General features: G+C 67.3%; 8 protein-coding genes. 2 read left to right on the top strand and 6 right to left on the bottom strand.

Annotation, left to right across the window (positions count from 1 at the left end; translation table 11 throughout):
* Positions 1-4 precede the first annotated feature (4 nt).
* Positions 5-1,024, bottom strand: coding sequence for a 2-hydroxyacid dehydrogenase (locus AC1DFE_RS02825; RefSeq protein ID WP_476904402.1), 1,020 nt, complete (start codon positions 1,022-1,024; stop codon positions 5-7).
* Between the two features lie 23 nt (positions 1,025-1,047).
* On the bottom strand, positions 1,048-2,364 hold the full coding sequence (locus AC1DFE_RS02820) for a glucarate dehydratase family protein (protein ID WP_476904401.1): 1,317 nt from the start codon (positions 2,362-2,364) through the stop codon (positions 1,048-1,050).
* Between the two features lie 137 nt (positions 2,365-2,501).
* On the opposite strand from AC1DFE_RS02820, the gene AC1DFE_RS02815 reads away from it, so the two are divergent.
* Entirely contained in the window at positions 2,502-3,470 is a 969-nt protein-coding gene (locus tag AC1DFE_RS02815; RefSeq protein WP_190606346.1) for a LysR family transcriptional regulator, read from the top strand.
* 10 nt (positions 3,471-3,480) lie between these two features.
* Here the strand turns inward: AC1DFE_RS02815 and AC1DFE_RS02810 are convergent, their stop codons facing one another.
* The gene (locus tag AC1DFE_RS02810) at positions 3,481-4,176 is read right to left on the bottom strand and encodes a FadR/GntR family transcriptional regulator (RefSeq protein WP_190606348.1); all 696 of its coding nucleotides are present in this window, start codon (positions 4,174-4,176) and stop codon (positions 3,481-3,483) included.
* 10 nt (positions 4,177-4,186) lie between these two features.
* A complete protein-coding gene (locus AC1DFE_RS02805; RefSeq protein WP_190606351.1) occupies positions 4,187-5,314 on the bottom strand; it encodes an L-talarate/galactarate dehydratase in 1,128 nt (375 codons plus the stop codon).
* Between the two features lie 158 nt (positions 5,315-5,472).
* Between AC1DFE_RS02805 and metH the strand changes: the two genes are divergently transcribed.
* Positions 5,473-9,123, top strand: a complete 3,651-nt coding sequence (metH, locus tag AC1DFE_RS02800) for a methionine synthase (RefSeq protein ID WP_476904400.1) — start codon at positions 5,473-5,475, stop codon at positions 9,121-9,123.
* Here metH and AC1DFE_RS02795 read toward each other — a convergent pair.
* Both AC1DFE_RS02795 and AC1DFE_RS02790 read right to left on the bottom strand, forming a co-directional pair.
* Positions 9,113-12,028 (bottom strand): ATP-binding cassette domain-containing protein, encoded by a 2,916-nt coding sequence (locus AC1DFE_RS02795; RefSeq protein ID WP_476904399.1) that lies wholly within the window; start codon positions 12,026-12,028, stop codon positions 9,113-9,115. The two genes, metH and AC1DFE_RS02795, sit on opposite strands and share 11 nt — an antisense overlap.
* A complete protein-coding gene (locus tag AC1DFE_RS02790; protein WP_476904398.1) occupies positions 12,025-12,582 on the bottom strand; it encodes a hypothetical protein in 558 nt (185 codons plus the stop codon). The genes AC1DFE_RS02795 and AC1DFE_RS02790 overlap by 4 nt, the downstream gene beginning before the upstream one ends.
* Positions 12,583-12,990 lie beyond the last annotated feature (408 nt).

The raw sequence follows: 12,990 nt of genomic DNA, 5'->3' as shown, positions 1-12,990 counted from the left end.
CTGCTTATTGTGCAGCCGGCAATACTGCTGGTTCTGTAGCGGGACGGGCCACCAGGTTCACCAGGTCCTCGCCGCGGGCAAGCCGGGCGATATTGGCGGCAATGTCGTCCGCCCGGCGCTCGAACGTGATGCGCGCATGCCCGGAATGGTGCGGTGTGAGCACCGTATTCTGCAGTTCCGCAAAAGGCAGCTCGGCGGGCGGGACCGCGCCGTCCGCCGGCAAACCCCACCAGACGTCGATGCCGGCCCCGGCGATGCGCCCTTCCCTAAGCGCCGCGTAGAGCGCGGACTGGTCCACCACGGCGCCCCGCGCCACGTTGATGAGCAGTCCTGTTGCCTTCATGGCAGACAGTTCTGCTGCACCGATCATCCCCTTCGTACCGGCATCCAGCGGCACCGTGACCACGACGACGTCGGACGCGGCCAGCAGCTCATGGAGCTGCCCGTCCCCGCCCACCCAGTCGAGCCGGACGCCGTCAGGAAGGGAAGCTGCCGGGTTCCGCCGAACGGCCCGGACCTTCATCCCCAGCGAGCCCGCCACGCGGGCCACCTCGGCGCCGATGGAACCCAGGCCCACCAGCCCCAGCGTCAGGTCGGCAAGGATGGGATGGAAAGGCACGTCGGCGTCCGTGGCGATGGTTCGCCACTCTCCTCGCCGGAGCGCGCGCTCGGCAACGGCAGCGTTGCGCGACAGCATCAGGGTGACCATGAGGACATGCTCCGCGATGGGCCGCGCGTGGTGGAAGGTGTTGGCCACCAGGGCCGGGGGCGCCAGCCGGGGGAAGCAGATCTTGTCGTAGCCGGCGCCGGTGACGTGGACCAGGCGCACCCGGGAGGCCGTCTGGGCCTCCACGGGGCTGAGGGAGGAACAGACGACGACGTCGGCCCCCGCCAGCGCGTCAAGCCGGCGTTCCGGAGTCCAAGCCGCCGCCATATCCCAGTAGTGAGTGCCGCCGTCGGCCGTTAATTGGTCAGAAAAGCGGCTGATGATGGGGTCGGTGACCACAATCCTCAGGGATTCCATGGCCGACGAGCCAGCCCCCGCCGTCACCACCGGGGGCTTTGGAGCTCGTACGACGGGTGGAGCCGCTTCATATAGCCGGTGTCATCCCGGCTCCTGAGCCCGCACTCCAGGTACTGGCGGTGCAGGCGTTCCAGGGCGTCACGGTCGACTTCCACTCCGAGCCCAGGACCGGTGGGGACCTGCACGGCACCGTCCGTAAACGTGAACACGCCGTCGGCAATGACGTCCTCGGAGGAGTCCTTCCAAGGCCAATGCGTGTCGCACGCATAGTCGAGGTTGGGGGTGGCAGCCGCGAGGTGGACCATGGCGGCGAGGCTGATGCCCAGATGGGAGTTTGAGTGCATGGACAGTCCCAGGCCGAACGTCTCAGTGATGCCGGCGAGGGACTGGGTCCGCCGCAGGCCGCCCCAGAAGTGGTGGTCCGAGAGGATAACGTCGACGGCGCCGGCGGCCACGGCGGGGGCAACATCGGCGAAGCTGACCACGCACATGTTCGTTGCCAGGGGCATCCCTACCTCGCGGCGGACGGCCGCCATGCCTTCAATGCCCGGCGTCGGGTCTTCGAGGTACTCAAGGACCCCGTGCAGTTCCTTGCCCACCCGGATGGAGGTCTCCACCGTCCACGCGCCGTTGGGGTCGATGCGGAGCGGCATGCCGGGGAATTCAACCCTCAGCGCCTGGATGGCGGCAATCTCTTCCTCCGGCGGGAAGACGCCTGCCTTCAGCTTCAGCGCGCTGAAGCCGTAGCTGTCCACCATTGTCCGGGCTTGCTGAACAATTCCTGCGGGGTCCAGCGCGGCGTCCCAACTGTCGTCGGCCTGGCCCGGGTGACCTGCCCACTTGTAGAACAGGTAGCCGCTGAACTGGACGGACCCGCGGACGGCGCCTCCCAGCAGGTCGCTGACGGGCAGGCCCAGCAGCTTGCCCTGGATGTCCAGGGCGGCGACGTCGAAGGCGGACAGCACGCGGTCAGCGGTGCTCGAGCCCGTGACCATGCCGCCCATGCCGTGGCCGCCCTGGACGGTGTCCTGCTCCAGTGCCTGGGCGATCCTGCTGCGCAACGCGTTGATGTTGAACACGTCCGTCCCCGGCAGGACGGAGGCTGCCAACTGGAGGCGTGCGAGGTGGCCGGCATCGCCGTAGGTCTCGCCGAAGCCCGAGACGCCGGCGTCCGTCTGCACCTCGACGATGGCCCGCAGCGCGAACGGCTCGTGCACGCCCACGGTGTTGAGCAGGGGCGGATCCTTGAAGGCCACTGGCGTGATGGAGACGCCGGTGATCCTGGCCTGGTTGAGATTTGCCTGGTTGACGCGCTGGGCGGGTTCGCATGCCTGGTTCACTGCGCTGTGCTCCTTGGGTGGGCTGAGCTTTTCGGCCCGTGGGGGTTGATAAAAGCTGCTTTGTTCACGACCATAAGGGGAGTCATCAATACAAGTCCAAGCTAATTTCTGCACTCGATAATTCAGTAAAGGTATGGATGTTTTCGCTACCCCAGCTAGAGGCGTTCGTGGCCGTTGCTGAAGAACTGCACTTCGGCGCTGCGGCGGAGCGGCTCAACATGACGCAGCCGCCCCTGAGCCGCCAGATCCAGATGCTCGAGAAGAAGCTGGGTGCCCAGCTTTTCGGCCGGACCAGCCGGAAGGTGGAGCTCACCGCAGCGGGTGCCACGCTGCTGCCGAGGGCACGCCAGATCCTGGACATGTGCATCAAGACCGATCTGGACGTCCGCCGGGTCTCGTCAGGCCAGGCAGGCACCATTACGGTCGGCTACACGGCGATAGCCGGGCATAGTGCGCTGCCGCTGATGCTGCGCCTTGCGGCCGAGAACATGCCCAGGGTGTCTTTCGTGCTTCGGGAACTTGTCTCGACGGACCAGATGGACGGGCTGGTGAAAGGGAACGTGGACATCGGCCTGCTGCGCCCCATCGTGGCCCGGCCCGGTGTGGTGTCCCGGCCGCTGATGCAGGACCGCCTGGTGGTGGCGCTGCCCGAAGGCAGTTCGCTGCTGGGCAACATGGTTGGGCGCGACGGCGAGCCGCTGCCGCTTGGATACCTGGACAGGCTGCCCCTGCTCATGTACTCCACCAAGGAGGCCCGCTACTTCCACGACCTGGTGTTGCGGTTGTTCGCCAGCGCCGGAGCACATGCCAACACCACCCAGTACGCCAGCCAGGTTCCGGCGCTCCTCGCCTTCGTCCAAGCGGGGCTGGGAGTGACGCTAGTTCCTGCCTCGGCCATGGCATTTGCCCCACCGGGCGTGGAATTCCACGAGATCGACGGACGGAACGGCGTGCAGGAGCTGAACCGCGTGGAACTGGAGCTCGCGTGGAATGAAGAGACGGCCAACCCAGCGGTTTTGAGGCTTCTGGAACTGATTGGGTCGCCTGAATCGGCTGGCTCGCCCGGAAGTGAGCGGCGCGGCCAGCCCGCGGCCGGCGGGGCGTGATCCGGGGCCCTTAGTCCCGTCCGGCCCGGAGCCTGCGCCGGGAGTTGGCCAGGTGATTTCGCATCGCCGCGGACGCTGCCGCGCCATCGCTGTCCGCAATGGCCGCAAAAATGGACCCGTGTTCGTGGACCACCTGTTCGAAGTGGTCCCGTGCATAGTGCTCGACGCCGGTCATCAGCCGCGTGCGCGGCATCGCGATCATCGTCTGGCCCAGCGCTGTGAGGCAGTCGGTGTAAAAGGGGTTTCCCGAGGCTGCGGCGACGGCTTTGTGGAACTCAAAGTCCGCCTTCATCGCATGGGCAGGGTGCTCCACGCTGTCAGTGAACTCCGCCAGCGCCTGCCGCAGGGCGTTCAGTTGCCGCTCCGTCCGGTTTCCGGCAGCCAGGGCTGCCGCTTCAGTTTCCACGCCTATCCGGAATTCCAACAGATGCAGCCGGTCCTCGGCCGTGACCACAGCCCTGGTGGGCTGGCCCGACGTCGGACCCGCCGGGGGCGGGGTCAGCGCAAAGCTGCCCCGCCCCCGTTCGGTTTCCACGAGTCCCTCTGCCTGGAGGCGCGTGAGCGCGGACCGGACCACCGTCCGGCTGACGCCGAACTCACCGATGAGAGTGTTTTCGCTCGGAAGCTTCTCACCGGGCTGGATGACGCCGTCCACAATGCGGGTGCGAAGATCGGCGGCGAGGTCCGCGGTCAGGTTCCGGCTCATGGGTTCAAGGTTACGCGCCGAATTCCGCGGTTTCGGTGGTCCACGCACGGGCCTGGTCGCTGAGGCTGACGCCGAGGCCGGGGCGGTCCGGAACGATCATCCGGCCGTCCTTGGTCTCGAGGCGCTCGTTGAACAGCGGGTCCAGCCAGTCGAAGTGCTCCACCCACGGTTCGCGCGGGTAGGCGGCAGCCAGATGCAGGTGGATTTCCATCGCGAAGTGCGGCGCCAGGCCCAGTCCGCGTTCGTCGGCGAGGGCTGCCAGCCGAAGGAATTGGGTGATGCCGCCGACGCGCGGGGCGTCGGGCTGGATGATGTCGCAGCCGTTGGCGGCGATGAGGCCCTTGTGCTCGGCCACGGAGGCGAGCATTTCGCCGGTGGCGATGGGGGTGTCCAGGACCTGGGCGAGGTGCGCGTGGCCCTCGAAGTCGTAGGCGTCCAGCGGCTCTTCGATCCAGATGAGGTTGAATTCCTCGAGCTGGCGGCCCATGCGCAGTGCCGTGGCGCGGTCCCACTGCTGGTTGGCGTCGACCATGAGGGGTACGTCCCATCCGATGTGCTCGCGGATGCCCGCCACACGGCGCAGGTCCTCCTTGGTGTCCGGGAGTCCAACCTTGATCTTGATGCCACCGATGCCCTCTTCGACGGACTGCGTGGCGCGGGCCTTCACCTCGTCGAGGGTGGCGTTCAGGAAGCCGCCGGAGGTGTTGTAAGTCTGGACGGAGTCGCGGTAGGAGCCCAGGAGCTTGGCCAGGGGCAGCCCGGCGCGCTTGGCCTTGAGGTCGTACAGTGCGATGTCGATGGCGGCGAGAGCCTGGGTGGCGACGCCCGAGCGGCCCACCGAGGCGCCGGACCAGAGCAGCTTGGTGTAGAGCTTGCCGATGTCGTTGGGGTCCTCGCCAATGATTCCTTCGGCAACTTCCTTGGCGTGGGCGAACTGGGCGGGACCGCCGGCGCGCTTGGAGTAGCTGAAGCCGAGGCCGGTGTGGCCCTGCTCCGTGGTGATCTCGGCGAAAAGGAAAACGACCTCCGTCATGGGCTTCTGGCGGCCCGTGAACACCTTGGCGTCGCTGATCGGGACGGCCAGCGGGAGGCGTGCGGTGGAAAGTTTGACGTGCCGGATGAGATCGACGGTGCTCAATGGATTCTCCTTGGGAAGTAGGGCGGCATTGCCCGCTTGCCTAGGATATAAGTTAGTTACTTGTAATACAAGTAACTGGTTCTTCAAGCGGTCATCCGCCGTCGTAGCACTTTGGAAATACGGCGCACTGTTACGGACCCCGGCCGTAGTCTGTTTACATGCCTCGTTTTGCGCTTGATATAGACTCCGTCCCCCGTCCTGTTCGCTCCCAGGCGCTTCTGGATGCTGTGAACCAACGGGTCGTCATTGCCGATGGTGCGATGGGTACCATGTTGCAGGACCGGGAACTGTCGCTCGAGGCCGACTTTCAGAACCTCGAGGGCTGCAACGAGATCCTGAATGACACGCGCCCCGATATCATCGGGGACATCCATGACGCCTACTTCGCCACAGGCATCGACGCAGTCGAAACCAACACCTTCGGCGCGAACTGGTCAAACCTCTCCGACTACGGCATCGACGACCGCATCGAAGAGCTCGCCCGCAAGGGCGCCGAAATCGCCCGCGACCGCGCCGAAGCGGCAGAAAAAACAGACGGACGAATGCGGTGGGTCCTGGGCTCGATGGGGCCGGGCACCAAGCTCCCCAGCCTCGGGCACACCAGCTACGGCTACCTCAAGCAGACATTCGCCCTGCAGGCCGAGGGGCTCATCGACGGGGGAGCCGATGCCTTCCTCATCGAAACGAGCCAGGACCTCCTGCAGACCAAAGCCGCGGTCAACGGTTGCAAGCAGGCGATCGTGGCCCGCGGCGTCCGGCTTCCAATCTTCGTCGAGGTGACTGTCGAGACCACCGGAACCATGCTGATGGGATCCGAGATCGGCGCGGCGCTCACCGCGCTCGAGCCGCTCGGCGTGGATGCCATCGGCCTGAACTGTGCCACGGGGCCCGATGAGATGAGCGAGCACCTGCGCCACCTGTCCAAGCAGTCCTCCGTCGCGATCGCCTGCATGCCCAACGCAGGCCTGCCGGTCCTCACCGCCGACGGCGCGCACTATCCGCTGTCGCCTTCCGAACTCGCCACCTCGCACGAGCAGTTTGTGCGGGAATTCGGCCTGGGCCTCGTGGGCGGATGCTGCGGTACGACGCCGGAACACATGGCCGCCGTCGTCGAACGTCTTGCGCCCTTCCGCACCGCAGCCCCGGTCACCACCGGCGGGAGGGGCGCCGACGGTGGCCGCCTTCCCACCGAGCGCGAAGCAGGCATCGCTTCCCTCTACCATCACGTGAATTTCGACCAGGAGTCTGCCTACCTCGCCATTGGCGAGCGTACCAACGCGAACGGTTCGAAGGCGTTCCGCCAGGCGATGCTTGACGAGCGCTGGGACGACTGCGTCGACATCGCCCGCGAGCAGGTCCGCGTCGGCGCGCACCTGCTCGATGTGTGCATTGACTACGTGGGGCGCGACGGCGTGGCCGACATCAAGGAGGTCGTCTCACGTTTCGCCTCGGCCTCCACCCTCCCGCTCGTCATTGACTCCACCGAACCGCCCGTCCTGCAGGCCGGGCTCGAACACATCGGCGGACGCCCGGTGGTCAACTCCGTCAACTACGAGGACGGCGACGGCCCTGACAGCCGCTTCGCCCGCATCATGCCGCTCGTGAAGGAACATGGCACCGCAGTGATCGCCCTGACCATCGACGAGCACGGCCAGGCGCGCACCACCGACGGCAAGGTGGCCATCGCCTCGCGCCTCGTCGACGCCCTGGTGGGCGAATGGGGGATGCGCGTCGAAGACATCATCGTCGACGCCCTGACCTTCCCCATCGCCACCGGCCAGGAAGAAACCCGCCGGGACGCCATCGAAACGATCGAAGCCATCCGCCAGATCACCACGAAGTACCCCGGCATCCAAACCACCCTCGGCGTCTCGAACGTGTCCTTCGGCCTGAACCCGGCGGCGCGCATCGTCCTGAACTCGGTGTTCCTGCACGAGGCCGTGCAGGCGGGCCTGACCAGCGGCATTATCGACGCGGCCAAAATCGTGCCGCTTGCTTCACTCCCGGAGGACCAGCGCAAGGTGGCTCTGGACCTCGTCTGGGACCGCCGCGAATACGACGCCGAAGGCAACCTGACGTACGACCCGCTGGCCAGCATGCTGGACCTGTTCGCCGGCGTCGACACCGCAGCGCTAAAGGACCAGCGCGCGGCGGAACTCGCGGCGCTGCCCACCGGGGAGCGCCTGGAGCGGCGCATCATCGACGGCGAAGGCAAGGGCCTGGAAGAGGACCTGGACCTGGCCCGCGCCGAAGGACTGACGCCGCTCGGCATCATCAACGACTACCTGCTCGAGGGCATGAAGGTGGTGGGCGAGCGCTTCGGTGCAGGCGAGATGCAGCTGCCGTTCGTGCTGCAGTCCGCGGAGGTGATGAAGACCGCGGTGGCACTGCTCGAGCCGCACATGGAGAAGTCGGATGCTTCGGGCAAGGGCACCATGGTGATCGCCACCGTGCGCGGCGATGTGCACGACATCGGCAAGAACCTGGTGGACATCATCCTTACCAACAACGGCTACAAGGTGATCAACCTTGGCATCAAGCAGCCGATCGCCGACATCATCGCCGCGGCCGAGGAACACGACGCCGACGTGATCGGCATGTCCGGCCTGCTCGTGAAATCCACGGTGGTGATGAAGGAGAACCTTGCGGAGCTGCAGTCCCGTGGCCTCGGGAAGAAGTGGCCGATCATCCTCGGTGGCGCAGCCCTGACCCGTGCCTACGTCGAGCAGGACCTGGCAGGCCAGTTCGACGGCGAGGTGCGCTACGCGAAGGACGCCTTCGAAGGCTTGTCCCTCATGGAACCGCTGGTGCGCGTTGCGCGCGGTGAGGCGCCGGACGCCGTCGGTCTTCCGCCCCTGAAGAAGCGCCTCCACCGGACGGGTGCGAAGGTCACTCTGACCGAGCCGGAGGCCATGCCCGGGCGTTCCGACGTCGCCGCCGACAACCACGTTCCTTCGCCGCCGTTCTGGGGCACGCGCATCGTGCGCGGCGTCTCGCTCCACGACTTCGGTGCTTTCCTCGACGAGCGCGCCACCTTCATGGGGCAGTGGGGGCTCAAGCCCGGCCGCGGCGAGGACGGCGCCTCCTACGAGGAACTGGTGGAACGCGAGGGCCGGCCGCGCCTGCGGTACTGGATGGACCGCATCCTCGGCGAGGGAATGCTCGATGCGTCCGTCGCGTACGGCTACTTCCCGGTGGTCTCCGAGGGGGAACAGGTGGTGGTGCTGCACCACGGAGAGGACCGCGACGGCGTCCTCGGCACCCCGGGCCTGCTCGCCCCCGACGGCGGATCAGGCGGTCCGCTCGGCACCGAGCGGCTGCGTTTCGATTTCCCGCGCCAGCGCCGCGACCGGCACCTGTGCCTCGCCGACTTTGTGCGCTCGCGCGAATCGGGGCAGGTCGACGTCCTGCCCGTGCAGTTGGTCACCGCCGGCGGCAACGTCGACCAGGTGACCGCCAAGCTCTTCGCCGGCGACCACTACCGCGACTACTACGAGCTCAACGGCCTGGTCATGCAGCTCACCGAGGCACTCGCCGAGTTCTGGCACGCACGCATCCGCTCGGAGCTGGGCTTCGCCGCCGAGGACCCCAAGGACAAGGCCGGCCTGTTCAAGCTCGATTACCGCGGTGCGCGGTTCTCGCTCGGCTACCCCGCGTGCCCGGACATGGAGGACCGCCGCAAGGTGGTGGAGTTGCTGCATCCCGAGCGGATGGGTGTGGTCCTGAGCGACGAGCTGATGCTGCACCCTGAACAGTCCACCGACGCCTTCGTGTTCCACCACCCGGAGGCGAAGTACTTCAAGGTGTGAGCTGACGCCGGTCCCTGGTCCGGGAGGATTGTGCCCGCGCGGCTTGGCCGCCGGCGCTTCCGCCCGGGCAGGAGACCGGCTTCACCCGCCGCAGCGCGGCGAGGATTGCCCGCCCCACCACAGTAATTCCGATGATCGTGGTGACGGCACGCAGGGTGTCCCAGCCCGCCGTCGAGGTCAAAAGCGAATAGAGCAGGAAGCTGGAGAGATTGGTGCCCAGCGGCGCGCCGGGCACGTAAGAGATGCCGGTGCCGGCGCCCACTGCGAAGGGCCAGAACCACAGATTGGTCAGCAGGCCGAACACGTAGGATGCCAGGACGCCGTAGCCGCAAAGCATCCAGAGCTCGGCTTTTCCGCGCACGCGTTTGGGGAGCAGGCCTGCCCCGGCACCCACCCACGCACAGGCGAAAATCTGGAACGGTGACCAAGGGCCGATGCCACTCCACAAGGCGCTTGAGACGGCGATCGTCGCGGCGCCGAGGAGCAGGCCGAAACGGGCACCGAAGGCCCGTCCGGCCAGGATCAGCAGGATAAAGACTGCCTCCACGCCCCCGACGCCGGTGCTGGCCACCCGCACCGCCGAGCCGATGGCGGCCAGGACGCCGAGCAATGCCACCGTGTGTGCGGAACGGACCGAGCCGTCCAGGGACACCACGACGGCAACGACGGCAAGGGGTGCGATGGCCAGCGCCGCGTAGGGGACGGCCGCGGCGGCATCCTCCGGGAGGGCCGCAGCGATCAAGGGCCAGCAAAATGCACCGAGAGCCAGAAGGTTTGCAGCTGCGAGAACCGTGAGCTCCGCCGCTCGTGGCATCCGGATGTGGCGGCGTTTTTCCGCATCGGGAATGTCTTGCCGGTCGATGAACCGTGGTGCTGCGGTGAGCTGTGCTGTTTCGGTGCGCTGTGCTGTGACGCCCTGCGCTGTGGCGGCACCGGTCGGGGCGGATTCTGTTCCGGATGAGGGGGCGACGCCGTCACGCATCGGGAGGATCCGGGCGCCGAGGCCGTGCGCAAAATCGAGGTCGTGTGTGGCGATCAGGACCGCCGCACCAGCGTCCGCTGCGGCCCGCAGGGCCGCCGAGACGGCTGTGCGCGCCGCAGGATCGAGCCCGCGGGTCGGCTCATCGATCAGGAGCACCTGTGGGCTGTCCATGGTCTGCAGGGCGATGGCAAGGATCCTTCGCTCGCCTGCAGAGAGGTCCCGCGGGTGCTCGTAGCCAAGGGGAATCCGAACGTCGCCCCGCAAACGGGCAAGGCGTTCGGCAGGCCCCGGGGCAAGCTGGTCACTGCCCGGGCGGCGCCGGCCTGCATTTTTCTGTTTTGAGCGACGCCAGGCGCGCGCCTGGCGTCGCTCTGCCGCGCGGAGCTCTGCTGCGACGGTATCCCTGGTGAAGAGGTCGTCCGAGGCGTCCGGCACAAGGGTGACTCGGCCGCCGTCGACCGTACTTTCACCGGATGTGCCTTCACCGCGCGTGCCTTCCCCGAGGGCGAGTGCCACGAGGAGGGAGGACTTCCCGGCACCGTTAGGCCCCACCAGGGCAACCACTTCACCGCGGTCCAGGGTCAGGGATGCGCTGCGGACGAGCGGCTTGCCCCCGCGGTGTACCGCGAGCTTTGTCGCCGTCAGCACGGGCGCGTGCCCCGCCGGCCGTGCCGGTGCTGGACGGGCAACGACCGGGGGCGTAGGCACGGATGGCGCAACACCCGGCACCAGGGCGCCGTCGTCGATGTTCCACCACAAGTCGGCAACGGGTACGAGCGGTTCCGCCCGGTGCTCCGCCACGATGACGCAGACACCCGCTTCGCGGGCGAGGGCGTTGAGTACGGCGATGACCCGTCCGCGGGCTGCGGTGTCGAGGTCGGCCAGGGGCTCGTCAACCAGGAGGAGGGCCGGATGCTCCACCACTGCGGCGGCGATGGCTACGAGCGTTGCCTCACCCGCCGAGAGGGTGCTGACATTCCGGTCCAGCAGCGCCGACACCCCGATACGCTCCGCGACCTCCAGCACCCGGGCCTTGGCGGTACCGGATGCCAGGCCTCGCAGGTCAAGTGCGAGGGCGATTTCGTCCCGGACCCGGGTGGTGGCGAATGCGGCCCGGGGATTCTGCAATACGACGCCGACGAGGCGGGCGGTATCGCGCGGCGGCGTGGTGGCACGGTCCGTTCCGGCGACGCGCAGCGTGCCGGAAACTTCTCCACCGTCGACGTGGGAGAGGAGGCCCGCGATACCCCGCAGGATCGTGGACTTGCCGGAGCCGGTCGGCCCGGTAATCACCGTAATTGAGCCGCTCGGCGGCGCAAACCCGGCGACGCGCACCCGCGTGTCACCAATGCGGAATTGTGCGTCCCGGACCAGAACCGGTGCTTCGGTACCGCGGCAGGGTTGGTGGGCTGCCCGGCTCCCGAAGCCGCGCAGCTCCAGGGCCGCGGCAACCCGGCTGGCGTGTTCGAGGGTGCGCTCGAGCACGGGAACAAGGGCGCGGGGCCCGAAGCGTTCACCCCGCAATCGGAAAGCCAGGCGCACGGAGTTCACGGCGTCGGAGAGCGCCGGGAGCGCCGCCCAAGCCACCACAAGCATCCGGGCTATGCCCTGCAGGGGGCCGCCGCGGGCCAGATGCACGAAGCCGCGGGCCACGTCCACCCAGGCGTTGAGCATGCCGAAGCCGAGGATCATCCCGGCAATCGGAAGGGCGGACAGGACCGCCTCCCACAGGCCGGGGGCCGTTACCGGACCGAGGAGGATCACATGAGCGTACGGGGCTGGCAGCGGCACCGGCGGTATGTTGAGCAGAACCGGGCTGCCGGTGGCCGCCCCGTTGAAGAGGATGCGGTAGATGACCCGCGCCGCGATGAAGACGGCGGCGAGAGCCGCCGCTGCGCGTAACGGCGCGGGTCGGAAGGTCACGCCGCGGGTGCGGCCGGTGCGCCGTCGACCGTGAAGAGCAGTTCCACGCTCTGTCCCGGGCTCACCTTCAGGGTGGCGAGGCCTTCCTGGGCGTATCCCCAGGCGCCCGAGGCCGGCTTAACCCACAGTGCCCAGTACGCAAAGGAGGCGGGCGTCTTCTTGCATTCTTCCTTGTACGTGCCGCCCTTGTGGGTGATGTCGAAGTCTGCGGCGGGCACACCGTTTACACGGCACACCAGTTCCTTGGGGTATTGGTCAGTGCCCTCGGTCTTCACTTTGGCCTCGTCGAGGACCTTGGAAGCGAGAGTCGGCGCGTCCGCAGGCACGCAAACGGACGTGTCAGCGGCGGCCTGCTTCAGGGCGCCCGAATCGACGATGACCTTCACGCCGGCGCAGGGCCCGGCGGCGGCGCTGGATGAAGCCGTAGTCGGGGAAGCCGGTGCAGAAGTGGATGGCTGGGTGGCGGCCGGCGTGGAACAGGCGGCGAGAGTAAACAGGAGGCCTGCGGCGGCGAGGGAGCTCGCGGCGGCGGTCCGGATCTTAGTCAAAGTCACCAGTCAAGGGTAGGACGTTGCCGGTCCGGATCAGGATGCCGTCGCTTTGTGTGACGTTGGGTATCCGTCGGCTAACCCGACTCCGGCGTGGCCATCACTGTGGGCGGCGCGCCAGTGTAGCTCTTGGGGCACCCCGGGCGGGCAGTTTCTCGGGCAGGGTAAACGCCAACCGAGGGGGCAGCATTCACGCGGAATTCTTGCGAGAGGGGAGTAGGCCCGAGGTGTCGTGTCGCGCTAGAGGACCGTCAAACGCGACTGCGCATGTGTCAGGTTGAGAGCTGGGACCTTTGGTGGGTGCGTCAGACAAACAGGAAAACGGGCCCTATTCCGACGTCTTTCGAGCGGGGTAGCTGACGTCACGTTGAGGTGTAGTCCAGTTTGGCAGGAGCCTGAAGGACGGCTTTGAGT

It is taken from the genome of Arthrobacter sp. 05T423, from assembly GCF_056396245.1.
Note: the sequence above shows the minus strand (reverse complement) of the source record. Positions and strands in the feature narration are given on the sequence as shown.

Bases quoted from the DNA above. Each gene is read 5' to 3' on its own strand.
- AC1DFE_RS02825 (WP_476904402.1), bottom strand. From the start codon at position 1,024: ATGGAATCCCTGAGGATTGTGGTCACCGACCCCATCATCAGCCGCTTT.
- AC1DFE_RS02815 (WP_190606346.1), top strand. From the start codon at position 2,502: ATGTTTTCGCTACCCCAGCTAGAGGCGTTCGTGGCCGTTGCTGAAGAA.
- AC1DFE_RS02810 (WP_190606348.1), bottom strand. From the start codon at position 4,176: ATGAGCCGGAACCTGACCGCGGACCTCGCCGCCGATCTTCGCACCCGC.
- metH (WP_476904400.1), top strand. From the start codon at position 5,473: ATGCCTCGTTTTGCGCTTGATATAGACTCCGTCCCCCGTCCTGTTCGC.